The sequence below is a fragment of the Pseudomonas sp. YQ_6 genome, from assembly GCF_043103245.1.
Classification (GTDB): domain Bacteria; phylum Pseudomonadota; class Gammaproteobacteria; order Pseudomonadales; family Pseudomonadaceae; genus Aquipseudomonas; species Aquipseudomonas alloputida.
Map to the genome: position 1 here is coordinate 75,821 of NZ_JBICJR010000035.1, position 24,412 is coordinate 100,232.

A 24,412-nucleotide genomic window follows, 5' to 3' on the forward strand; every position below is an offset into this window, starting at 1 on the left:
TGCTTTGCAGCCCTTCGCGGGCAAGCCCGCGCTCACAGTTGCAGGAGCGGATTCCCCCGCGAACAGGCCAACATCATCGATAAGGAATCAGCGCCGAACCGGTCGCTTCTGCAGCTTGCGCTGCAACGTCCGTCGGTGCATGCCCAGCGCCCGCGCGGTGGCCGAGATATTGCCTTCATGCTCGTTCAGCACGCGCTGGATGTGTTCCCACTGCAGGCGATCGACCGACATCGGGTTTTCCGGCACCAGGGTATCCAGGTCGGTGTGCTCCGACAGCAGTGCTGCCAACACGTCATCGGCGTCAGCCGGCTTGCACAGGTAGTTGCAGGCACCGCGCTTGACCGCCTCCACTGCGGTGGCAATGCTCGAGTACCCAGTCAGGATCACCACGCGCATTTCCGGGTCCAGTTCCAGCAGCTTGGGCAGCAGCACCAGGCCGGAGTCGCCATCCATCTTCAGGTCCAGCGTGGCGTAGTCCGGCAGGTCCTGCTGGGCCAGAATCAAGCCTTCTTCGGCAGAACTGGCAGTGCTCACACGGAAACCGCGACGGCTCATGGCCCGGGCCATGACCCGGGTGAAGGTGGCATCGTCATCCACCAGCAGCAGGTGCGGCAGCTCTTCGCTTTCGACCTGGTTTTCTTCGCTCATCATTCATCTCCTCGCTTGCCATAGGGCAGGCGCAGTTCGGTCAGGGTGCCACCCTGTTCATGACTATAGAGTTTCACCGAGCCGCCCGCACGGGTCACGCTGGCCTTGCTCAAGAACAGGCCCAGGCCGAAGCCTTTGCCCTTGGTGGTAATAAAAGGTTTGCCAATGGCTTCGGCAATGGCTGGCGGTACACCAGGACCATGGTCGTGGATACTGATGACGATGTCCTGGGCGTCCCAGTCCAGGCGAACCTCCAGATCATCAGGGCAGGCATCGGCGGCATTGTTCAACAGATTCAGTAACGCCTGGGTCAGGTCTGGCGGCGGCGCCAGACGCGGCACCTTGCCGTCGCGCAGGCGCTGGAAGCGGTAGCTGGCTTCCGGGCGCATCAGGTGCCAGCGGTTGAGCGCCTCGTCCAGCCAGGCGGTCACATCCTGCTCCACGATGGCCAGGCGCCGGTTGGCTTCGGCTGCGCGCACCAGCTGTTGCAAGGTCTCTTTGCACAGCTTTACCTGGTCCTGGAGGATCTGCAGGTCTTCCTGCAACAGCGGGTCGGTATGGTCCTGGCGCATTTCGTTGATCAGCACGCTCATGGTCGCCAGCGGCGTGCCCAGCTCATGGGCGGCACCGGCGGCCTGGGTAGCCACAGCCAGCAATTGCTCGTCGCGCAGGCTTTCTTCACGCCGCTCTGAACGCAGCTGCTCCTGTCGGCGCAGTTCTTCGGCCATGCGCGCGGCAAAAAAGGTGATCACAGCCGCCGCAAGGGCAATGCTCAGCCACATGCCGTAGACCTGCATCTTGTCCCGCGCCATCGGCAGCCCTTCGAGCGGGTAGAACTGCACCAGCAGCAAGCTGTAGGCCGTCAGCGCAATGCCCGACAGGATCAGCGAATACAGCCACGGCAAGGTCACCGCAGCGATCGCCAACGGCACCAGGTAATACGACACGAACGGGTTGGTCGAGCCGCCGGAGTAATACAGCAAGGCACTGTGGATCAGCAGGTCACAGGCCAGTTGCAGGGCGTACTCCATTTCGGTGACGGGCAGCGACAGCCGTAGGCGCAGGGCCGTGAAGGCACACAGCAACGAAGACAAGGCCAAGGTGCCGGCCAGTGACAGCCAGGGCAATGGCAGCAGTTCGGTCCAGTAGGCAACGCCCACCGAGCCGGCCTGGGCTGCCAGGACCAGGACCCGAATGACGGTCAGGCGCCAGAGGTTCTGGCGGGTAGCGGACAACGGTTGTACGGCGGCGAGCATGAGCTCTCCTGATGAGTGCTCCAGAAAAATCGGCTGGAGTATACCGAAGCCAGGCGCCTCGCTGCAGCGATGCGGCAAAGCGCCACACTTTGTCACAGGTTCATGATGGCACTTTTGAACCCACTACACTGTTGCCGGTCCTATGGGCCATGCGTGGAATGGATGACCAGCCCCCACGCCTTCAAATGCCAAGGAGTACCACATGCAAATCCCACGTCGCGGCGCCGCCCTGATCATGTCTTGCGGCCTGCTCGCCAGCCTGCCGGCACTGGCTGCCGATGAACCGCGTTTCAACCAGGTATCGCTGCGTGCCGAAGTCAGCAAGGAAGTGGCGCGCGACCTGATGGTCGTGACCCTGTACAGCGAAGCGCAGAACAGCGACCCGGGCAAGCTCGCCAAGCAGATTACCGAAACCATGAACAAGGCCGTGCAGCAGTCGCGCCAGGTCAAGGACGTGAAGATCAGCCAAGGCAGCCGCAACAGCTACCCGGTGTATGACAGCAAGGGCCAGAAAATTACCGGCTGGCGCGAGCGCGCCGAACTGCGCCTTGAAAGCGCCAACTTCCCGGCCTTGTCCCAGCTTACCGCCGATTTGTTGCAAGAGCTGAAAATGGCTGGCATGGATTTCTCCATCGCCCCGGCCACGCGCAAGGCCAGCGAGGATGCTCTGCTCAAGGATGCGGTCGATGCCTTCAAGGCACGCGCGCAACTGGCGACCGAAGCGCTGGGTGGCAAAGGCTACAAAGTGGTGAGCCTGAACCTCAACAGCAGCGGCTACCCGCGCCCGTACTTGCGTAGCGCGCCGATGGCGATGAAGGCCATGGGGGCTGATGAAGCAGCACCGGCGCCAGATATCGAGGCGGGCACCAGTGAAGTGAGCATGAATGCCGATGGCCTGATCGAAGTGCAGATGCCATAAGGCGTCCACGCATCATCTGTGGGAGCCCGCGAGCAAGACACGGCGGTGGATGGCACGGGCTTTGCCCGTGTTCGCGGGTAAACCCGCTCCTACGGGTGACTGCGTCATTTTCACGATTTTCAGACATTTCTTACGCACCAACAGGGTGCGTCCTACGCTTTCCCCTGCCTAGAAACATCGCGCAAAACGCCATCATTTTGCCTACGCAAACGTTTAACTTCGCCAAAAGTTATACCAATGCGACATCCATGTACGTTCGTGCCACTTTCCCGGCGCCAACTATCCTTGTACCTGTTGCATTGGGAACGCCCCCTGCATAAGTATCCGCAGGTCGGCTCACGAGGCCACCTCATCCAAAAAATGACAACAATGAGGCCACCATGCTCAAACACGCAGTCATTCCGTTCCTGCTGGGTGCAGGCTTGCTTAGCGGCGCACCGTCGGCCGTTGCCGCATCCAACCTGGTGTTCTGCTCCGAAGGCAGCCCAGCCGGCTTCGATCCGGGGCAGTACACCACCGGGACCGACTTCGATGCCTCGGCAGAGACCGTGTTCAACCGCCTGACCCAGTTCGAGCGCGGCGGCACTGCTGTCATCCCGGGCCTGGCGACCAAATGGGAAGTGTCCGACGACGGCAAGACCTACACCTTCCACCTACGCGAAGGGGTCAAGTTCCACACCACCGACTACTTCAAGCCCAGTCGCCCGTTCAACGCCGACGACGTGCTGTTCACCTTCAACCGCATGCTCGACAAGGACAACCCGTTCCGCAAGGCGTACCCCACCGAGTTTCCATACTTCACCGACATGGGCATGGACAAGAACATTGCCAAGGTGGAGAAGCTTGACGAGCACACGGTGAAGTTCACCCTCAACGAGGTTGACGCCGCGTTCATCCAGAACCTGGCCATGAGCTTTGCCTCGATCCAGTCCGCCGAATACGCCGACCAGCTCCTAAAGAACGGCAAGGCCGCCGACATCAACCAGAAGCCGATCGGCACCGGCCCGTTCGTGTTCAGCAAATACCAGAAGGACGCGCAGATCCGCTTCAAGGGCAACAAGGACTACTGGAAGCCCGAGGACGTGAAGATCGACAACCTGATCTTTGCCATCACCACCGACGCCTCGGTGCGCATGCAGAAGCTCAAGAAGAACGAGTGCCAGGTCACCCTGTTCCCACGCCCGGCCGACATCGAGCCGCTAAAAGCCGACAAGAACCTGCAAATGCCGCAGCAGGCCGGTTTCAACCTCGGCTATATCGCCTACAACGTGATGGACAAGATCAAGGGCAGCAACGAGGCCAACCCCATGGCCCAGCTGAAAGTCCGACAGGCGCTGGACATGGCCGTGGACAAGAAAAAAATCATCGAGTCGGTGTACCAGGGCGCCGGCCAGCTGGCGGTCAACGCCATGCCGCCCACGCAGTGGTCCTATGACGACAGCATCAAGGACGCCGCTTTCGACCCCGAGAAAGCCAAGCAACTGCTCAAGGAAGCCGGCATCAAGGAAGGCACCGAAATCACCCTATGGGCCATGCCCGTGCAACGCCCGTACAACCCCAATGCCAAACTGATGGCCGAAATGCTCCAGTCCGACTGGGCCAAGATCGGCATCAAGGCAAAGATCGTCAGCTATGAATGGGGCGAATACATCAAGCGCTCCAAAGGCGGCGAACAGGGCGCCATGCTGATCGGCTGGAGCGGCGACAACGGTGATCCGGACAACTGGCTGGGTACCCTGTACGGCTGCGATGCCATCGACGGCAACAACTTCTCCAAGTGGTGCTACAAGCCCTACGACGACCTGATCAAGCAGGCCAAGGCCACTTCCGACCAGGCCAAACGTACCGAGCTGTACCAGAAGGCGCAGCATATCCTCAAGGAGCAGGTACCGATCACCCCGATCGCCCACTCCACCGTCTACCAGCCCATGAGCGCCAAGGTGAAGGACTTCAAGATCAGCCCATTCGCGCTGAACGCCTTCTACGGCGTCAGCGTGGACAAATAGGCTGACTGAGGCACCCGCTGAATCGCGGGTGCCCTTCACCCCCGCCACCTCTTCATGTCGTCCTGCGGCCATACGCTGCGGGGTCGGCGAACTGTTGCCGCCATTCGTACCCGGAGGCGGCGCGAACAGATGAAAAAGGATTTGCCATGCGCCACGTTACCCGCCTTTCCGCGCTGCTGGCCCTGGGCCTGATCAGCCAATCCCCGGTCCTGCTCGCCAACAACCTGGTGTTCTGCTCTGAAGGTAGCCCCGCCGGTTTCGACACCGCCCAGTACACCAGCGCCACCGACAACGACGCCGCCGAACCCATCTACAACCGCCTGGTCGAGTTCGAACGTGGCGGCACCGCCGTGCACCCGGCCCTGGCGACGCGCTGGGAGGTGTCCGACGACGGCCTGCGCTACACCTTCCACCTGCGTGAAGGGGTCAAGTTCCACAGCAACAAGGCCTTCAGCCCGAGCCGCACGTTCAATGCCGACGATGTGCTGTTCACCTTCAACCGCATGCTCGACAAGGGTCATCGGTTCCGTCAGGCCTACCCTACCGAGTTTCCCTATTTCAACGGCATGGGCCTGGACAAGAACATCGCCCGTGTCGAGAAGACCGACCCATTGACCGTGGTGTTCACCCTGAACACCGTCGATGCCGCGTTCGTCCAGAACCTGGCCATGAGTTTCGCCTCCATCCTCTCCGCTGAATACGCCGAGCAGCTACTGGCCAGTGGACGCCCCAGCGACATCAATCAGCAGCCTATCGGTACCGGGCCATTCGTGTTCCAGCGCTACCAGAAGGATTCGCAGATCCGCTACAAGGGCAACAAGGACTATTGGGCAGCGAACGAAGTGAAGATCGACAACCTGGTGTTCTCGATCAATACCGACCCCTCGGTGCGTATCCAGAAGCTGCGCCGCAACGAATGCCAGGTCACCCTGCACCCACGCCCGGCCGACCTGCCGGCGCTCAAGGCCGACAGCACGCTGCAGGTGCTCCAGCAACCAGGCTTCAACCTCGGCTACATCGCCTACAACACCCAGCACCCGCCATTCGACCGCCTGGAAGTGCGCCAGGCAATGGACATGGCGGTCAACAAGGAAGCCATCCTCCAGGCGGTGTACCAGGACGCCGGCCAACGGGCGGTCAACGCCATGCCACCGACCCAGTGGTCCTATGACGACAGCATCAAGGACGCCCCGTACGCGCCGGAAAAGGCCAGACAGCTGCTTCAGCAGGCGGGTGTCAAACCTGGCACCGAGATCACCCTGTGGGCCATGCCGGTGCAACGCCCGTACAACCCCAATGCCAAGCTGATGGCCGAAATGCTCCAGGCCGACTGGAGCAAGCTCGGTTTCAAGGTGCGCATCGTCAGCTACGAATGGGGCGAATACCTCAAGCGCATGAAAAACGGTGAGCACGACATCGCCCTGATCGGCTGGACCGGTGACAACGGCGACCCGGACAACTGGCTCGGCACCCTCTACAGCTGCGATGCCATCGGCAGCAACAACTACTCGCAGTGGTGCGATCCGCAGTACGACAGCCTGGTCAAGCAGGCCAAGCAAGTGACCGACCGTACGCAACGCACCGCCCTGTACCAGCAGGCCCAGCAGCGGCTAAAGCAGCAGGTACCGATTACGCCGGTGGCGCATTCCACCGTGAGCCAGCCGCTTAGCGTCAAGGTTTCCCAGTTCAAGGTCAGCCCGTTTGGGCGCAATGATTTTTCCGGTGTGAGTGTTGATTAAGCGTTAGCCAGTACCGGCCTCTTCGCGGGCAAGCCCGCCCCCACAGGATCTCAACAGGTTCGGACACTGCGCCCTACCTGTGGGAGCGGGCTTGCCCGCGAAGAGGCCAGAACGGCCAACACAACGCCCCGATTCTGCCCGGCGATCCCGCGGCACCCCTGGCAACACCGCAGCAATCACCCGGCCCACAAGGCCGGCCATAACTAGAAAAGAAAGGGAGCTTTAACCTTGAAAGTATTCACCTTGACCGCACTGGCGTTATCCATCAGTGCCTTTTCCACGGTGGCCCAGGCAGATCCGCAGAGCCAGGACTACCTCCCGCTCACCCTCAAAAGCAGCAGCGAGCAAGCGCAAGCCAGCGGCTTCATCGACGGCCAAAGCCTGTCCGGCAGCACCCGCAACTGGTATGCCCGCGAACGCGCCGCACGCGCGCCGCTGTGGAAGTACTATAAGAACGACGGCACCCGCCACGACACCCACAGCCGTGAAAACTGGGTCCAGGGCACCATCCTCAATTACAGCTCCGGCTTCACCCAGGGCACCGTGGGCTTCGCCGTCGAGGCTGCCGGCTACAACGCCATCGCCCTGCAGCAGAGCCGCGAAGCCATTGCCGGCCCCAACAACCGCACCCTCACCCACAGCGATGGCGACCCCATCGGCCAGTGGAGCAAACTAGGCCTGGGCAATATCAAGGCGCGCGTGTCCAACACCACCCTTACCCTTGGCCGCCAGTCGGTGGACACGCCGATGATCGCCTACATCGGCAACCGCGCCCTGCCCTCGAGCTTCCAGGGCGCGTTCCTGCACAGCGCTGAATTCGACAACCTCAGCCTCGACCTGGGCACCTTCGACCGCGTCTCGCCACGTACCGAACAGAGCCTCAGCAAGTTCCGCAGCGAGTACAGCGCCACCGGCGTGGAAACCGACCGTGCCAGCACCGCCGGCATCAACTACCAGCCGTTCAAGAGCCTGAGTACCAGCCTGTACGCCACCAAGGTCGAGGACTTCTGGAACCAGTACTACTTGGGCGCCAACCATGTGCTCGGCGACAGCGCAGTGCTCAGCCTGAGCACCGGCCTGAACTACTACAAGACCGTCGACGCCGGCAGCCAGAAAATGGGCAAGATCGACAATGACACCTACAGCCTGTCACTGGGCCTGACCCATCAGGCCCACACCCTCAGCGCCTCCTGGCAGCAGGTCAACGGCAATGAGTACTTCGACTACCTGCACGAAACCAACGGCATCTTCCTGGCCAACTCGCTGCTGTCGGACTTCAACGGCCCCAACGAGAAATCGCTGCAGCTTTCCTATGTGCTGAACATGGCGCCCTATGGCGTACCTGGCCTGAAGTTCAACCTGTACAACGCCCGCGGCTGGGGTATCGACGGCACTCACTACCGCGGCACTGCCTACGACGTGAATGGCCTGGATGGCGAAACCCACTATGAGTGGGGTATCGGCACCAGCTACGCGCTGCAGAGCGGGCCGCTGAAAGACACCAGCATCCGCGCCACCTACACCACCCATCGCGCCAGCAAGGCCCAGGGCGATGGCAGCCTGGATGAGTTCCGCGTGGTCACCACCATTCCGTTCAACATTCTCTGAGCGCGGGCGCCACGGCCTGCTTCGCTGCAGGCCGTGGCAGCTACGCTGGAATCAATGCACGCAGGGAGACTTCAACCTATGCAGATAGCTTTCAGGAAAACGCCAATGCTGCGCCTTACCCTGGCAGCGCTGATACTGGGCAGCGCCACGCATCTGGCCGCCAAGCCGCTGGTGGTGTGTACCGAAGCCAGCCCGGAAGGGTTCGACGTTGTTCAGTACACCACTGGGGTCACTTTCGATGCCTCGTCCGAAACCCTGTTCAACCGCCTGGTCGACTTCAAGCCCGGCACCACCGATATCCAGCCGGCCCTGGCCGAGCGTTGGGACATTTCAGCCGACGGCCTGACCTACACGTTTCACCTGCGCCAGGGGGTGAAGTTCCACAGCACCGAGTACTTCACCCCTACCCGTGAATTCAACGCCGACGATGTGCTGTGGAGCCTGCGCCGCCAGCTCGACCCCGCCCATCCATGGCACGACAAGACCAGCGTCGGCTACCCGTACTTCGAAAGCATGGCCTTCAAGCAACTGCTCAAGTCGGTGGACAAAACCGACGACCACACGGTGGTGATCACTCTCACCCGCCCGGAAGCGCCGTTCCTGCGGGACATGGCGATGGGGTTCACCTCGATCTACTCCGCCGAATACGGCGACCAGTTGCTCAAGGCCGGCAAGACCGCAGCGCTGAACAGCAAGCCGATCGGCACCGGCCCGTTCATCTTCCAGCGCTACAACAAGGATGCGCAGGTCCGCTTCAAACCTAACCCGGATTACTTTCGCGGCAAGCCGCCAGCCGACGCCCTGATATTCGCCATCGCTACCGATAGCAACGTACGCCTGCAGAAACTGCGCGCCAACGAGTGCCAGGTGGCGTTGTACCCCAAACCCGAGGATGTGCCGTCGATAAAGGCCGACGCCAGGCTCAAGGTCGCAGAGACCGAAGCGTTGGTCACCGGCTACATCGCCATGAATACCCAGCACAAATACCTCAACGACGTGCGCGTGCGTAAAGCCATCAACATGGCCTTCGACCGCCAGACCCATGTCGACCAACTGTTTGGCAAAGGCAACGCACTGGTGGGTGTAAACCCTTACCCACCCACCATGATCGGCTACAACACCCACAACCAGAACCCACCGCGCGACCTCGATAAAGCCCGCGCCCTGCTCAGGCAGGCCGGTGTACCCGAGGGCACGGTAATCACCCTGTTCACCCGCAACGGCGGCGGCATGACGAACCCTAACCCGCGCCTGTCCGCCGAAATGCTGCAAGCCGACCTCAAGCAGATCGGCCTGAAGCTGGATATTCGCGTGATGGAATGGGCCGAGATGCTGCGCCGCGCCAAGCAGGGCGAAGCCGACCTGGTGTCCACCGGCTGGGCAGGCGACAACGGCGACCCGGACAATTTCCTTGGCCCGCTGCTCAGTTGCGAGGCCGCCAAAAACGGTGAGAACTACGCGCGCTGGTGCAACTCGAAATTCCAGGAGCTGATCACCCGTGCCCGCGAGGTGATCGACAACGACGAGCGCGCAAGGCTCTATAGCGAGGCATTGAAGGTGTACGATGACGACCAACCCTGGATCAGCATGGCCCACCCCAAGGTGTTCACGGCCATGCGTGACAACGTGGAGGGCTACGTGATCAGCCCTCTGACCAACAATAACTTCGCCACGACCAAGGTGAAGTAGAACAACAACGACCGCCGGCGACCCACACGGGGACCGGCGGCTCTGCCGTAGCGGGCTGATCGCCCCACGGCCTGATGAGGTAACCCCGACAATGTTGAGTTTTATTGCCCGGCGCCTTGGCCTGCTGATACCGACCTTTTTCGGCATCACCTTGCTGACCTTCGCGCTCATACGCCTGATCCCCGGCGACCCGGTGGAAGTGATGATGGGCGAGCGCAGGGTCGACCCCGAAATGCATGCCCAGGCCATGGAACGCCTGGGCCTGAACAAGCCACTGCCGGTCCAGTACCTGGACTACGTCGGCAAACTTGCCCAGGGTGACCTCGGCGAATCGCTGCGCACCCGCGAAAGCGTGTGGCGCGAGTTCCTCACCCTGTTCCCGGCCACCCTGGAACTGGCCTTCGCCGCCCTGCTGTTCGCCGGCATCGTCGGCCTGCTGGCCGGGGTGATCGCCGCACTCAAGCGCGGTTCGTTGTTCGACCACGGGGTCATGGGCATATCACTGGCCGGCTACTCGATGCCGATTTTCTGGTGGGGCCTGATCCTGATCATGTTCTTCTCGGTGAGCCTGGGCTGGACCCCGGTATCCGGGCGCATCGATCTGCTGTACGACATCGAGCCGAAGACCGGCTTCATGCTTATCGACACCCTGCTCAGCGATGAAGAAGGCGCGTTCAAGGACGCTGTGATGCACCTGATCCTGCCGGCCATCGTGCTCGGCACCATCCCGCTGGCGGTGATCGCCCGCATGACACGCTCGTCGATGCTTGAAGTACTGCGCGAAGACTACATCCGCACCGCCCGCGCCAAAGGCCTGTCGCCGGCCCGTGTGGTGTTCGTCCATGGCCTGCGCAATGCGCTGATCCCGGTGCTGACCGTGTTCGGCCTGCAGGTCGGCACGCTGCTGGCCGGTGCGGTGCTGACCGAAACCATCTTTTCCTGGCCGGGCATCGGCAAATGGCTGATCGAAGCCATCGGTGCCCGTGACTACCCCGTGGTCCAGAACGGCATCCTGTTGATCGCCTGCCTGGTGATTCTGGTCAACTTCGTCGTGGACATCCTCTACGGCCTGGCCAACCCACGCATCCGTCATCAGCGCTGAGGCCCTTGCCATGACTAGCCCGATTCCAAAATCCGTGTCGCCGGCCAGCCCGGTGGACCAGAGCCTGCTGTACCCCTCCCCGTACAAAGAATTCTGGCAAGCCTTCGCGCGCAACAAGGGCGCGGTAATGGGCCTGGCCTTCATGTGCCTGGTGGTGTTCTGCGCGCTGTTCGCGCCTTGGGTCGCCCCGCATGACCCGAGCGAGCAGTACCGCGACTTCCTGCTGACCCCGCCGGTGTGGCTGGAAGGCGGCACCTGGCAGTTCATCCTGGGCACCGACGAACTGGGCCGTGATCTGCTTTCGCGGCTGATTCAAGGTGCACGGCTGTCGCTGCTGATCGGCCTGTCGTCAGTGGTGATGTCACTGATCCCAGGCATTCTCCTTGGCCTGCTGGCCGGCTTTTTCCCGCAGTTGCTCGGCCCGTCGATCATGCGCCTGATGGACGTGATGCTGGCGCTGCCGTCACTGCTGCTGGCTGTGGCCATCGTCGCCATCCTCGGCCCAGGCCTGATCAACACCGTGATCGCCATCGCCATCGTTTCCCTGCCGTCCTACGTGCGCCTGACCCGCGCCGCGGTGATGGGCGAACTGAACCGCGACTACGTCACCGCTGCCCGCCTGGCCGGCGCCGGCTTGCCCCGGCTGATGTTCGTCACCGTGCTGCCCAACTGCATGGCACCGCTGATCGTGCAGGCGACCCTGAGTTTTTCCTCGGCGATCCTCGACGCCGCTGCGCTGGGTTTCCTCGGCCTCGGCGTGCAGCCGCCTACCCCCGAGTGGGGCACCATGCTGGCTTCGGCCCGGGATTACATCGAGCGCGCCTGGTGGGTGGTAAGCCTGCCCGGCCTGACCATTCTGCTCAGTGTGCTGGCAATCAACCTGATGGGCGACGGCCTGCGCGATGCGCTGGACCCGAAACTCAAGAACGCCGCCTGAGGAGAACGCCATGTCACTGTTGCAGATCAACAACCTGAATGTGCGCTTCGGCGACGCCAACGCGGTACCGGTGGTCGATGGCCTGGACCTGGCGGTGGACGCCGGCGAAATCCTGGCCATCGTCGGCGAGTCCGGCTCGGGCAAGTCGGTCACCATGATGGCCCTGATGGGCCTGATCGATGCCCCCGGGCGCATCACCGCCGACGCCCTGACATTCGACGGCACCGACATGCTCAAGCTCAGCGGCCGTCAGCGGCGCAAGGTGGTGGGCAAGGATATCGCCATGGTCTTCCAGGACCCGATGACCGCGCTCAACCCCAGCTACACCGTGGGCTTCCAGATAGAGGAAGTGCTGCGCCAGCACTTGGGCCTTAAGGGCAAGGCTGCCCGCCAGCGTGCTCTGGAGCTCTTGAAGAAGGTCGAGATTCCGGCCGCCGAAAGCCGCCTGGACGCTTACCCGCACCAGCTGTCAGGCGGCATGAGCCAACGTGTGGCGATCGCCATGGCCATTGCCGGCGAGCCCAAGCTGCTGATCGCCGACGAACCGACCACGGCCCTCGACGTGACCATCCAGGCACAGATCATGGAACTGCTGGTCAACCTGCAGAAGGAGCGCAACATGGCGCTCATCCTGATCACCCACGACCTCGCCGTGGTCGCCGAAACCGCCAGGCGGGTGTGCGTGATGTACGCCGGCCAAGCCGTGGAAGTGGGCCAGGTGCCAGAACTGTTCGATGTGCCCGCCCACCCTTACAGCGAAGCCCTGCTCGCCGCGATCCCCGAGCACAGCATTGGCGCCGAGCGCCTGGCCACATTGCCTGGCATCGTCCCCGGCCGCTACGACCGCCCGGTCGGCTGCCTGCTGTCACCACGCTGCCCCTATGTACAGGACAATTGCCGGCGCCAGCGCCCGCCCCTCGACCCTCAGGCCCACAGCCTGGTGCGTTGCTTCTACCCGCTGAACCAGGAGGTGGCGTGATGGCCGTCGTTCTATCTGCCCGGGAGCTGACCCGGCACTACGAAGTCTCCCGCGGGCTGTTCAAGGGCCATGCGCTGGTGCGCGCGCTCAATGGCGTGTCGTTCGAACTGGAGGCCGGCAAGACCCTGGCCGTGGTCGGCGAGTCGGGCTGCGGCAAGTCGACCCTGGCCCGCGCCCTGACCCTGATCGAAGAGCCGTCGTCCGGCTCGCTGCAAATTGCCGGCACCGAGGTGAAGGGCGCCAGCAAGGCAGAGCGCAAACAACTGCGCCGCGATGTGCAGATGGTGTTCCAGAGCCCCTACGCCTCGCTCAACCCACGGCAGAAGATCGGTGACCAACTGGCCGAACCGCTGCTGATCAACACCTCGCTGAGCAAGGCCGAGCGCCGCGACAAAGTGCAGAAGATGATGGAACAGGTCGGACTGCGCCCCGAGCACTACCAGCGCTACCCTCACATGTTCTCTGGCGGCCAGCGCCAGCGTATCGCCCTGGCCCGGGCGATGATGCTGCAACCCAAGGTGCTGGTGGCCGACGAACCGACCTCCGCGCTGGACGTGTCGATTCAGGCGCAGGTGCTGAACCTGTTCATGGATCTGCAGAAGGAGTTCAACACCGCCTACGTGTTCATCTCGCACAACCTGGCGGTGGTGCGGCATGTGGCGGATCAGGTACTGGTGATGTACCTGGGGCGGCCGGCGGAGATGGGGCCGAAGGAGGACATCTACAACAAGCCGCTGCATCCCTATACCCAGGCGCTGCTGTCGGCGACACCGGCGATTCATCCAGACCCGTTGAAGCCGAAGATTCGCATCGTCGGGGAGCTGCCCAACCCGCTGAACCCGCCGGATGGGTGTGCCTTCCACAAACGCTGCCCGTATGCGACCGAGCGGTGTGCCAAGGAGGTGCCGGCGCTGAGGCAGGTGAGTACGCGGCAGGTTGCGTGCCACTATGCGGAGCAGTTTCTTTAACTGTTAGAAAACTGGGCAGCCCTCAATGCGAAAAACAGCAGTTTGCTGCGCTGCCCAGTCACGCTTCCTGACCATCGCTCAGTTAGCAGGGCTAATAGTGGAACACTGAGCATGCGTTTCAGCGCCGAGGATTTGAGAATGCAGCGGAAGGAACGCAGCCTGAAGAGCCAAGGCTTGCACACCCCAAAAACCCCTATCATGAACCAGGCGCAGATATAAACTTTTGCCACTGATCGGCTGAAATGGCAATAATGATCGCCATCAAGAAAAGCCCTAGCAACTGACCGAAAAATACAGCCCGTTTACTCCAACCGCTCTTGCGTTCACCCAGACCAAGAAGTCGGTGCCCCCCAGAACACCGCAGCCAGCAACCCCATGAAAACGTCCATAGTAACGGCCCTTAATTATGAGTTATTCCTGAACCTCCCCAGACAGTAATCGGGTAACCAGCAGAAATCAAACACCTATTTTTGACTAACCTCTACAGACTGCACGTATTTCTGCATATCCACCAGCTAGCAACATCATTAACGGGTTAGTTAGCACTATAGTCAATGGCAAGTCTCAAGAAAATACTATAGGAACTTCCAGACAATACCTCACCTACACTTCCTACACTAAACAACATATTCAACGAGACCTTGGCGTTCATTAGAACACCAACTTCTATTGAATTTATTGGATCTCAAGCCGGACATCCGGGCCCGCCCTGCACATGCCTTTTGCAGCGAGGAGTTGCAGCAAAAGGGCCGCAAAGCGGCCCCCAAAATCTCAATGCATAAAGAACCAGATCAGAATGATCACCGGAATCGGCACCCCAATCATCCAAAGCAGTATCGAGCGCATGGCCTTTCTCCTTGTTCGATGGTGACAAGAAAGGTGCAGCCGCCATGCCAGTTGTATCAAAAAACTACATTCATAAGAATCAAAGGCTTACCCTCCAAGCCGCCTGAGCAAACCGTGCAATATGCAGGATCCACGCCCTTGCACCTGGGTGTTCTGCAATGCACTATCCAACCATGATCGCCACCACCCTCCCCGACGGCCCCGAGCAAACCCCGCTTACCGCCGAAATCGTGCTGCGCTACCACCTCTGCTGGAAGCATCGCGACCTCGATGGCGTCATGGCGCTTTACCACCCCGATATTCAGTACCACGACTTCTTTCAGAACCGCGTGCTCGGCCATCAGGAACTGCGCGACTACGTACGTGCCTGCCTGCCCCATGAAGCCGGCGAGGACATCGTCCACAGCGACCGCATCCGCGTCGATGGCTGCACCGCATTCATCCAGTATCAGGTCACGGTCCAGGGCGGCGACGGCCTGGTTGCGTTCCAGTCCAGCGAGGCGATCACCGTCAAAGACGGGCTGATCTGGCGGGTCAACGAATACGCCACGCTGGTCCGCCAGAACGGCACAGGCCACGCCAACAGCGGTCCGCGCCCTGCCACCAGCCGCCTGGGCCTGTCGCCTCGGCAGTTGTCGACCATGGCCCAGGACCTGGAGCACTACTTCCAGCGTCAACGCCCCTACCTCGACCCGGAGCTCGACCTGCAACAGGTCGCCGACGCCAGCGGCTACAGCCGCAACCAGATTTCCTACCTGCTCAACCAGGTGCTGGGGCAAAGCTTCTACCGCTACGTCAACCAGGCACGCCTGCAGCACCTGATGGCCAGCCTCGGCGATGACAGCGTCGAGGCGACGATCGACGAGCTGGCCTTCAGTGCCGGCTTCAACTCGCTGTCGGCGTTCTACAAGTGCTTCCGTGAGCACACCGGGCTCACGCCCAAGGCCTACCTGAAGCAAATTTCCCTGCGTGCACGCACGTAAGACAGCTGCCCGCTGACACCACTACGATCGCCCACAGACCTTGACGGATGTGGAGCCGAACCCGATGCAACCCCTGCGCACGCTCAGCCTGTGGATGGACCAGCTCGACGAGCCGCTGTGCGCGCGCCCGGCACTGCGCAATGACCTCGACGTTGACGTGTGCATCATCGGTGCCGGCTATACCGGCCTTTGGACCGCGTACTACCTCAAGCGCCAGGCACCCCAGCTGAACATCGCGGTGATCGAAGCCCAAATCGCCGGCTTCGGCGCCTCCGGCCGTAATGGGGGCTGGCTGATGGGCAACCTGCTCGGCGAAGACCGCCTGCTCGGCACCCTCTCGCCGCAACAGCGCCGCGCCAGCATCGACCTGCTGCACGGCATCCCGGATGAAGTGCATCGCGTGCTGCAAAGCGAAGGCATCGACTGCGACTACCGCAAAGGCGGCGTCCTTTATTGCGCGGCGCGCTACCCGGAGCAGGAACGCAGCCTGCGCGCCTACCTCGACGACTTGTATCGTCAAGGCATGACCGAGGACGACTACCGCTGGCTGAGCCCCGAGCAGTTGGGGAGCCAGCTGCGGGTCAGCAATGCGTTTGGAGCCATTTACAGCCCGCACACGGCGACCATCCAGCCCGCCAAGCTGGTGCGCGGCCTTGCCCGGGCAGTGGAGGCGCTGGGCGTATCGATCTACGAAAACACCCCGGCCATCGACTGGCAGCCGAGCGAGGTGCGTACCCCGCTGGCACAGATTCGCTGCCAGTGGATGGTGCCTGCCGTGGAGGGTTACGCCGCCAGCCTGCCGCCACTGGGCAAACACCAATTGCCAGTACAGAGCCTGCTGGTGGCCACCGAGCCGCTGCCGGAAAGCGCCTGGGAACAGATCGGCCTGAGCCAGGGCCAGGCCTTCAGCGAAAGCAGCCGCCAGGTCACCTATGGCCAGCGCACTGCCGACAACCGCCTGGTCTTCGGTGCCCGCGGTGGCTACCGCTTCGGTGGGCGCCTGCGCGAAAACTTCAACCTCGACGAACACGAAGTCGAACTGCGCCGCTACCTGTTCGGCGAACTGTTCCCGCAGCTCAAACAGGTACGCATCACTCATACCTGGGGCGGCAACCTCGGCATGGCGCGGCGCTTCCGCCCACACATGCTCTGCGACCGCCAGCGCGGCATCGCCCTTGCCGGCGGCTACGGCGGCGAAGGCGTCGGCGCTACCAACCTGGGTGGACGCACCCTGGCGGCGCTGATCCTCAACCAGCGCAACGAGCTGACGGCACAACCCTGGGTGCTCGACAACCGCCCGCTATCGAGCCTGGCCAGCTGGCCTCCCGAGCCCTGCCGCTGGCTGGGCTACAACGCGATCATCCAGAGCTTCGTCCACGAGGACCGGACCCTCGCCAACCCCGCCAGTGCGCCGTGGAGGCGGCGCCTGGCCATCTCGGTTGCGGACTTCATGGAAGGCTTCATGCACTGACTTCCCTTATCACTCGTACAGGATCCACCGGTCATGAGCATCACCCAGTTCAAGAACACCGAATTTGCCGTGCTCGACAGCTCCAACCCGGTCGCGGTACCGCTCGGCGAACCCGTGGCAGTCACGTCAGTCACCTGCGTGGAGCGCAGCGATGGCGTTGAAACCGGCATCTGGGAATGCACCCCTGGGCGCTGGCGGCGGCAGATCGTGCAACAGGAGTTCTGCCATTTCGTCAAGGGCCGCTGCACGTTCACCCCCGACGGTGGCGAGCCCCTGGTCATAGAAGCCGGAGACGCATTGATGCTACCGGCCAACAGCACCGGCACCTGGGACATCCTGGAGACCGTGCGCAAGACCTACGTGCTTATTTTCTGATCCGCTGATCGCCTGCCTTCGATAACAACAGACAAAGCAAGGTAAACCCGACATGCGCACCTTCCTCCTCGCCCCCCTGATGCTGGCCGCCAGCGTGGCCAGCGCCGCTGAAACGGTGAAGATCTACAACTGGTCCAGCTACGTGGCCCCCGACACGTTGAAGAACTTCCAGCAAGCCAGCGGCATCGTGCCGACCTATGACGTGTACGACAGCAATGAAACCCTCGATGGCAAGTTGATGACCGGCAATTCCGGCTACGACGTGGTGTTCCCCTCCAACCACTTCATGGCCCGGCAGATCCAGGGCAAGGCCTTGAAGCGCCTGGACAAGTCCCAGCTGCCCAACTGGCACAACCTCAACCCGGTGCTGCTCAAGGCGCTGGAGGGGAACGACCCGGGCAACCAGTACGGCTTCCCTTACCTGTGGGGCAGTACCGGTATTGGCTACAACATCGACAAGGTCAAGGCGGTGCTCGGCGACAACGCGCCCGTGGACTCCTGGGACCTGATCTTCAAGCCCGAGTACATGAGCAAGCTGAAAAGCTGTGGGGTCGCGGTGCTGGACAATGGCCCCGAACTGCTGCCGATCGCCCTGCACTACCTGGGCTTGCCCCATCACAGCCAAGATCCCAAGGACTACGAGAAGGCCAAGGACCTGCTGATGAAGGTGCGGCCTTACATCAGCTATTTCCACTCGTCCAAGTACACGGGCGACCTGGCCAACGGCGATATCTGCGTGGTGGTGGGGTTCTCGGGGGATGTGCTGCAGGCGAAGAACCGCGCCGACGAGGCGAACAATGGCGTGAAGGTGGGCTATTCGATACCCAAGGAAGGCGCGCCGATGTGGTTCGACATGGTCGCCATGCCCGTCGATGCGCCGGATGAAAAGGCCGGATATGCCTACATGAACTACCTGCTGCAGCCGGAAGTGATGGCCAACATCAGCAACCATGTGCAATACGCAAACGGCAACCTCAAGGCAGACGGGCTGGTGGACCCGTCGATGAAGGGTAATACGATGATTTACCCGAGCGACGAGGTGATGGGCAAGCTGTATGCGCTGGAGGCGATGCCGGCGAAGATCGACCGTATTCGTACGCGAATCTGGACCAGTATCAAAGCCGGAAATTGAAATGGGGCCGCCTAGCGGCCCTTCGCGGGCACGCCCGCTCCCACAGGTATCACATGACCTCCAGGTTTGGTGATTCCCTGTGGGAGCGGGCGTGCCCGCGAAGGGCTGCAAAGCAGCCCCGATTTCAGGCCTTAATGGTGCTCGCGGGTAGCGCGGAACTTGATGTCCGGCCAGCGCTCTTCCATCAACGCCAGGTTGACCCGGGTCGGCGCCAGGTAGGTCAGGTGACCGCCGCCGTCGATGGCCAGGTTTTCCATGGCCTTGGTCTGGAATTCCTCGAGCTTCTTCTTGTCATCGCAGCTGATCCAGCGCGCCGACCAGACAGTGATGGGCTCGTAGGCGCACTCGACCTTGTACTCTTCCTTCAGGCGGCTGGCGACCACGTCGAACTGCAGCACACCGACCGCACCCAGGATGATGTCGTTGCTGCGCTCAGGGAAGAACACCTGAGTAGCACCTTCTTCGGCCAGCTGCTGCAGGCCTTGACGCAGTTGCTTGGATTTGAGCGGGTCTTTCAGGCGTACGCGGCGGAACAACTCCGGCGCGAAGTGCGGGATACCGGTGAAGCCCAGCGCTTCGCCTTCGGTGAAGGTATCGCCGATCTGGATGGTGCCGTGGTTGTGCAGGCCGATGATGTCACCGGCAAAGGCCTCTTCCAGCTGCTCACGCTCGGAGGAGAAGAACGTCAGCGCATCGCCGATACGCAGGTCTTTGTTCAGGCGAACGTGGCGCATTTTCATGCCTTTCTCGTACTTGCCCGAGCAGATGCGCATGAAGGCGATACGGTCGCGGTGTTTCGGGTCCATGTTCGCCTGGATCTTGAACACGAAGCCGGTGAACTTCTCTTCCACAGGCTCCACGGTGCGCTCGTGGGCCACACGGCCAAGCGGACGCGGCGCCCAGTCGACCACGGCGTCGAGCACGTGGTCGACACCGAAGTTGCCCAGTGCAGTACCGAAGAACACCGGGGTCAACTGACCGTTGATGAACTCTTCCTGATTGAACTCGTGGCAAGCACCCTGCACCAGCTCCAGTTGCTCGACGAACGCGTCGTACTGGTCGCCCAGGTGCGCGCGGGCTTCGTCCGAGTCCAGTTTCTGGATGATCTTGGCTTCGGTACGCTCGTGGCCGTGGCCCGGGGTGTACACCACGATGTAGTCACCGGTCAGGTGGTACACGCCCTTGAAGTCGCGGTAGCAACCGATCGGCCAGGTGATTGGCGCGGCCTTGATCTTCAAAACGGCTTCGATCTCGTCGAGCAGTTCGATCGGGTCGCGGATGTCACGGTCGAGTTTGTTGATGAAGCTGACGATGGGCGTGTCGCGCAGGCGACACACGTCCATCAGGGCGATGGTGCGCGGCTCTACACCTTTACCGCCGTCGAGCACCATCAGCGCCGAGTCCACCGCGGTCAGGGTGCGGTAGGTGTCTTCCGAGAAGTCTTCGTGGCCGGGGGTGTCGAGCAGGTTGATCATGTGCTCGCGGTACGGGAACTGCATCACCGAGGTGGTGATGGAGATGCCGCGCTGCTTCTCCATTTCCATCCAGTCGGAGGTGGCATGGCGGTCGGACTTGCGCGACTTCACGGTACCGGCGACGGCAATGGCCTTGCCCATCAGCAGCAGCTTCTCGGTGATGGTGGTTTTACCGGCGTCGGGGTGGGAAATGATTGCGAAAGTGCGGCGCTTCGCGACTTCGGCGGCCTGGTTGGTCATGGGAAATCGCCTGACTGGGGGATTTGAAAGGGGCAGTATCATACCTGAAGTTGGGCCTGGACCAAAATCTGCCGAATGAATGGCGCCTGTGCCGGCCTCTTCGCGGGTAAACCCGCTCCTACAGGTACGACACAGGGTTCGGATGCGGTGCAGTCACTGTAGGAGCGGGTTTACCCGCGAAGAGGCCGGCACAGACAAAAGAAATCCAACAGGCAATCGATTTATCACGACAAATGCCCAAAGCGCAGTTATTTCAACGCCTGCAGCGCATTAAGCCACTGTTTTTTCTCGCCAAAAATCCCTCAACCCAGCGATTAACGCTGGCCAAATGCCGTCTCAGATGGGAACCTTTACGCCCACGGAGACGTCCACTCCCCTGCAACCCGCTTCGGTTGGGGACTGGTTTCATCAGCATTTTCGGGCCCGACGGGGTTCGGCTCATGGCCTGATCGCAGCCTTCGGCTTGCATCTCGCTGCTACTCGCGAACACACCACCCGCCGCCTGGATTGGCCGGCTTCCAAGAAGTGTGCTCGCCGACAACACAAGGAGTCCGCCTGTGGCTAAACGCTACGGAAAGGGGCTGTTGGGATGGGCCGCCGTGCTCGTCATCCTGGCCCTGCTGGTCCACTGGATCGGCATCGACACGATCGCGCGTTATCGCGACGATCTTGGGTTCTACCTGCAAGCGCACCTGGTATTGGTGCTGGCTTCGATGGCGGCGGCGCTGGCCGTGGGCATCCCCGCCGGCATTGCGTTAAGTCGACCGCACCGGGTCGACAAAGCCGAGCGCTTCATGCAGTTCTTCAACGTTGGCAACACCATTCCCCCCCTTGCCGTTCTGGCCATCGCCCTGAGTATCCTGGGCATCGGTGCCGGGCCTGCGATCTTCGCACTGTTCCTCGCCTCCCTCCTGCCCATCGTGCGCAACACCTACGAAGGCCTGAAAAACGTCCCCGCCTCGCTCAAGGAAGCCGCTACCGGCATTGGCATGACCCCGCGCCAGCAACTCTGGCAGGTGGAGCTGCCCAACGCGGTGCCGATCATCGTCGGCGGCGTACGCGTGGCCCTGGCGTTGAACGTGGGCACCGCACCGCTGGCATTCCTGATCGGCGCCAACAGCCTGGGCAGCCTGATCTTCCCCGGCATCGCCCTGAACAACCAGCCGCAGCTGCTGTTGGGTGCCGCCTGCACCGCTCTGTTGGCACTGGTGCTGGACGCGGCGGTGAGTTTCTCCAGCAGGCGCTGGCTGGAACGTGGCCTGGCCCAATAAGGATAGGAAACGTATGAAGAAGAGAATCGCCTTGCTGCTGGGCGCGGCCCTGCTGTTCGCAGGAGTTGCCCAGGCAGCGGAAAAACCCCTGGTGCGCATCGGCGCGCGGGTGTTCACCGAACAGACCGTGCTCGCCGAAATCACCGCGCAGTACCTGCGCGCCAACGGCTTTGACGTACGCGTCACCACCGGCCTTGGCAGCAGCATCGCTCGCCAGGCCCAGGAAACCGGCCAGCTCGACCTGATGTGGGAATACACCGGGGTGTCGCTGGTGTCCTACAACCACATCGATGAGCGTATGCCCAGCGCCGAGGCCACCTACGCCAAGGTCAAGGAGCTGGATGCCAAAAAAGACCTGATCTGGCTGACCCCGTCGAAATTCAGCAACACCTATGCCCTCGGCTTGCCGAAGCAGGTCGCCGAGGCCTACCCGCAGATCAACTCGATCAGCGACCTCAACCAGGTGCTGCGCGACGAGCGCAAGCGTAATCACCTGGTGGCCCTGGACACCGAATTCGCCAACCGCCCCGACGGCCTGGTCGGGCTCAAGGAAATGTACGACCTGCAGGTCGGCCGCGCCAACATCCGCCAGATGGACGCGGGCCTGGTCTACACGGCCATGCACAACAACCAGGTGTTCGCAGGCTTGGTCTACACCACCGACGGTCGCCTGAGCGCGTTCAACCTCAAGCTGCTCGAAGACGACAAGCACTACTTCCCCGACTACACCGCCGCCCCGGTGGTGCGCAAGGCCGTGCTCGACGCCAACCCGCAACTGGTCGCCCTGCTCAAGCCACTGGCCGAGCAGCTCGATGACGAGACCATGCGCCAGCTCAATGCCAAGGTCGACGTGGACCACCAGAACCCGTCCGCAGTGGCCGCCGCGTTCCTGCGAGAGCATCCCCTCAAGGAGGTACAGCCATGAGCCTGCTCGACACGTTCGCCCACCTCGACTGGGCCCAGGTGCTGCAACTGACCTGGCAGCACATCATGCTGGTCGGCATCGCCGTCGGCCTGGCGATCCTCGTTGGCGTGCCGCTGGGCATCCTGATGACCCGCTTCCCGGCGGTGGCCGGCCCGCTGCAGGCCAGCGCCACAGTGCTGCTGACCATCCCATCGATTGCGTTGTTCGGCCTTCTGCTGCCGTTCTACTCCAAGTTCGGCCAGGGGCTGGGCCCCTTGCCTGCGATCACTGCCGTGTTTCTTTATTCGCTGCTGCCAATCATGCGCAACACCTACCTGGCCCTGACCAATGTCGAGCCCGGAATCCGTGAAGCCGCGCGTGGCATCGGCATGACCTTCGGCCAGCGCCTGCGCATGGTCGAGCTGCCCATCGCCGTACCGGTGATCCTCGCCGGCGTGCGCACCGCCGTGGTGATGAACATCGGCGTCATGACCATTGCCGCCACCATCGGCGCCGGCGGCCTCGGCGTGCTGATTCTTACTTCCATCAGCCGCAGCGACATGTCGATGCTGCTGGTCGGCGCCGTACTGGTCAGCCTGCTGGCGATCATCGCCGACCTGCTGCTGCAAACCCTGCAACGTGCCCTGACTCCAGAAGGACTGCGCTCATGATCGAACTGAAGAACCTCAGCAAAACCTTCAACGTCAACGGCAAGGACGTCAAAGCCGTCGACTCGGTAAGCCTCACCGTCAACGAAGGGGAAATCTGCGTGTTCCTCGGCCCGTCGGGCTGCGGCAAGAGCACCACGCTGAAAATGATCAACCGCCTGATCACGCCCACCTCGGGCCAGGTGTTCATCAATGGCGAAGACACCACCGGGCTGGACGAAGTCACCCTGCGCCGGCACATCGGCTATGTGATCCAGCAGATCGGTTTGTTCCCCAACATGACCATCGAAGAGAACATCACCGTGGTGCCACGCCTGCTTGGCTGGGACAAGCAGAAATGCCACGAGCGTGCGCGCGAGCTGATGCACATGATCAAGCTCGAACCCAAGCAGTACCTGCAACGCTACCCGCGCGAGCTGTCTGGCGGCCAGCAACAGCGTATCGGCGTGATTCGCGCCCTGGCAGCAGATGCACCCGTGCTGTTGATGGACGAGCCGTTCGGCGCGGTCGACCCGATCAACCGCGAGATGATCCAGAACGAGTTCTTCGAAATGCAGCGGGCGCTGAACAAGACGGTGATCATGGTCAGCCACGACATCGACGAAGCGATCAAACTGGGCGACAAGATTGCCATCTTCCGCGCTGGCAAGCTGTTGCAGCTGGACCATCCGGACACCTTGCTGGCGCACCCGGCGGATGACTTCGTAAGCAACTTCGTCGGCCAGGACAGCACCTTGAAACGCTTGCTCCTGGTGCGTGCCGAAGATGCCGCGGACAACGCGCCGTCGGTGAGCCCGGAGACGCCGGTGAGCGATGCGCTGGAGTTGCTGGACGAGCACGACCGCCGTTATGTGGTGGTGACCGATGCGCAGAACAAGGCACTGGGCTATGTACGCCGGCGCGACATGCACCGCCAGCAAGGGACGTGTGGCGATTTCCTGCGGCCGTTCAATGCCACCGCGTCGCACGATGAGCATTTGCGCATCCTGTTGTCGCGCATGTACGAGTTCAACCGCGCGTGGTTGCCAGTGCTGGATGCCGAGAAGGTGTTCTTGGGCGAGGTGACGCAGGAGTCGATTGCCGCGTACCTGAGCTCGGGGAGATCGCGGGGGGCGAAGAGCAGTATCGTTTCGCCGGCCGAGGCGGTGGTGTCGTAATCGTCGGGGGCGCTTTGCGCCCCTTCGCGGGTAAACCCG

20 protein-coding genes are annotated in these 24,412 nt (G+C 62.0%); 17 read left to right on the plus strand and 3 right to left on the minus strand.

Features of this window, described 5'->3' with window-relative positions:
* Positions 1-87 precede the first annotated feature (87 nt).
* Both ACF8FG_RS11585 and ACF8FG_RS11590 read right to left on the minus strand, forming a co-directional pair.
* Positions 88-648 (minus strand): response regulator transcription factor, encoded by a 561-nt coding sequence (locus ACF8FG_RS11585; RefSeq protein WP_003255244.1) that lies wholly within the window; start codon positions 646-648, stop codon positions 88-90.
* Positions 648-1,904, minus strand: a complete 1,257-nt coding sequence (locus ACF8FG_RS11590; protein WP_014589781.1) for an ATP-binding protein — start codon at positions 1,902-1,904, stop codon at positions 648-650. Before ACF8FG_RS11590 ends, ACF8FG_RS11585 begins: the two co-directional genes overlap by 1 nt.
* Before the next feature lie 202 nt (positions 1,905-2,106).
* On the opposite strand from ACF8FG_RS11590, the gene ACF8FG_RS11595 reads away from it, so the two are divergent.
* The 13 genes from ACF8FG_RS11595 (at position 2,107) to ACF8FG_RS11655 (ending at position 18,658) form a co-directional block, all read left to right on the plus strand.
* Positions 2,107-2,823 (plus strand): SIMPL domain-containing protein, encoded by a 717-nt coding sequence (locus ACF8FG_RS11595; RefSeq protein ID WP_003255248.1) that lies wholly within the window; start codon positions 2,107-2,109, stop codon positions 2,821-2,823.
* 380 nt (positions 2,824-3,203) lie between these two features.
* Entirely contained in the window at positions 3,204-4,829 is a 1,626-nt protein-coding gene (locus ACF8FG_RS11600; RefSeq protein WP_003255250.1) for an ABC transporter substrate-binding protein, read from the plus strand.
* Between the two features lie 146 nt (positions 4,830-4,975).
* On the plus strand, positions 4,976-6,568 hold the full coding sequence (locus ACF8FG_RS11605; protein ID WP_318078894.1) for an ABC transporter substrate-binding protein: 1,593 nt from the start codon (positions 4,976-4,978) through the stop codon (positions 6,566-6,568).
* A 228-nt stretch (positions 6,569-6,796) separates the two neighbouring features.
* Positions 6,797-8,176 carry an OprD family porin gene (locus tag ACF8FG_RS11610; RefSeq protein WP_019439057.1) on the plus strand — a complete coding sequence of 460 codons (1,380 nt, stop codon included), beginning with the start codon at positions 6,797-6,799 and terminating at the stop codon, positions 8,174-8,176.
* 78 nt (positions 8,177-8,254) lie between these two features.
* Positions 8,255-9,865 carry an ABC transporter substrate-binding protein gene (locus ACF8FG_RS11615; RefSeq protein WP_019439058.1) on the plus strand — a complete coding sequence of 537 codons (1,611 nt, stop codon included), beginning with the start codon at positions 8,255-8,257 and terminating at the stop codon, positions 9,863-9,865.
* 91 nt (positions 9,866-9,956) lie between these two features.
* Positions 9,957-10,967: an ABC transporter permease subunit gene (locus ACF8FG_RS11620; protein ID WP_014589777.1), complete on the plus strand. Its 1,011-nt coding sequence runs from the start codon at positions 9,957-9,959 to the stop codon at positions 10,965-10,967.
* A 10-nt stretch (positions 10,968-10,977) separates the two neighbouring features.
* Positions 10,978-11,904, plus strand: a complete 927-nt coding sequence (locus ACF8FG_RS11625) for an ABC transporter permease subunit (protein WP_009685150.1) — start codon at positions 10,978-10,980, stop codon at positions 11,902-11,904.
* 10 nt (positions 11,905-11,914) lie between these two features.
* Positions 11,915-12,883 (plus strand): ABC transporter ATP-binding protein, encoded by a 969-nt coding sequence (locus ACF8FG_RS11630; RefSeq protein ID WP_003255260.1) that lies wholly within the window; start codon positions 11,915-11,917, stop codon positions 12,881-12,883.
* Positions 12,883-13,851 (plus strand): peptide ABC transporter ATP-binding protein, encoded by a 969-nt coding sequence (locus tag ACF8FG_RS11635; RefSeq protein ID WP_003255261.1) that lies wholly within the window; start codon positions 12,883-12,885, stop codon positions 13,849-13,851. Before ACF8FG_RS11630 ends, ACF8FG_RS11635 begins: the two co-directional genes overlap by 1 nt.
* Before the next feature lie 1,004 nt (positions 13,852-14,855).
* Positions 14,856-15,680 carry a nuclear transport factor 2 family protein gene (locus ACF8FG_RS11640; RefSeq protein ID WP_189637567.1) on the plus strand — a complete coding sequence of 275 codons (825 nt, stop codon included), beginning with the start codon at positions 14,856-14,858 and terminating at the stop codon, positions 15,678-15,680.
* Positions 15,681-15,744: 64 nt separating this feature from the next.
* Positions 15,745-17,151 carry an FAD-binding oxidoreductase gene (locus ACF8FG_RS11645; RefSeq protein ID WP_014589772.1) on the plus strand — a complete coding sequence of 469 codons (1,407 nt, stop codon included), beginning with the start codon at positions 15,745-15,747 and terminating at the stop codon, positions 17,149-17,151.
* 33 nt (positions 17,152-17,184) lie between these two features.
* Positions 17,185-17,526 (plus strand): cupin domain-containing protein, encoded by a 342-nt coding sequence (locus ACF8FG_RS11650; RefSeq protein ID WP_134697369.1) that lies wholly within the window; start codon positions 17,185-17,187, stop codon positions 17,524-17,526.
* Positions 17,527-17,578: 52 nt separating this feature from the next.
* Entirely contained in the window at positions 17,579-18,658 is a 1,080-nt protein-coding gene (locus ACF8FG_RS11655) for a polyamine ABC transporter substrate-binding protein (RefSeq protein WP_134697370.1), read from the plus strand.
* A gap of 131 nt (positions 18,659-18,789) precedes the next feature.
* On the opposite strand, the gene ACF8FG_RS11660 is transcribed toward ACF8FG_RS11655, so the two are convergent.
* Positions 18,790-20,373: a peptide chain release factor 3 gene (locus tag ACF8FG_RS11660; protein ID WP_014589769.1), complete on the minus strand. Its 1,584-nt coding sequence runs from the start codon at positions 20,371-20,373 to the stop codon at positions 18,790-18,792.
* Between the two features lie 557 nt (positions 20,374-20,930).
* Here ACF8FG_RS11660 and ACF8FG_RS11665 point away from each other — a divergent pair.
* Genes ACF8FG_RS11665 through ACF8FG_RS11680 form a run of 4 tightly spaced genes read left to right on the plus strand, consistent with a single transcriptional unit; the run spans position 20,931 to position 24,373 of the window.
* Positions 20,931-21,644, plus strand: coding sequence for an ABC transporter permease (locus tag ACF8FG_RS11665; protein WP_003248483.1), 714 nt, complete (start codon positions 20,931-20,933; stop codon positions 21,642-21,644).
* A 13-nt stretch (positions 21,645-21,657) separates the two neighbouring features.
* On the plus strand, positions 21,658-22,569 hold the full coding sequence (locus ACF8FG_RS11670) for a glycine betaine ABC transporter substrate-binding protein (RefSeq protein WP_110744911.1): 912 nt from the start codon (positions 21,658-21,660) through the stop codon (positions 22,567-22,569).
* Positions 22,566-23,219, plus strand: coding sequence for an ABC transporter permease (locus ACF8FG_RS11675; RefSeq protein ID WP_003248487.1), 654 nt, complete (start codon positions 22,566-22,568; stop codon positions 23,217-23,219). Before ACF8FG_RS11670 ends, ACF8FG_RS11675 begins: the two co-directional genes overlap by 4 nt.
* Entirely contained in the window at positions 23,216-24,373 is a 1,158-nt protein-coding gene (locus ACF8FG_RS11680; protein WP_014589768.1) for a betaine/proline/choline family ABC transporter ATP-binding protein, read from the plus strand. Before ACF8FG_RS11675 ends, ACF8FG_RS11680 begins: the two co-directional genes overlap by 4 nt.
* The last annotated feature ends 39 nt before the right edge of the window (positions 24,374-24,412 follow it).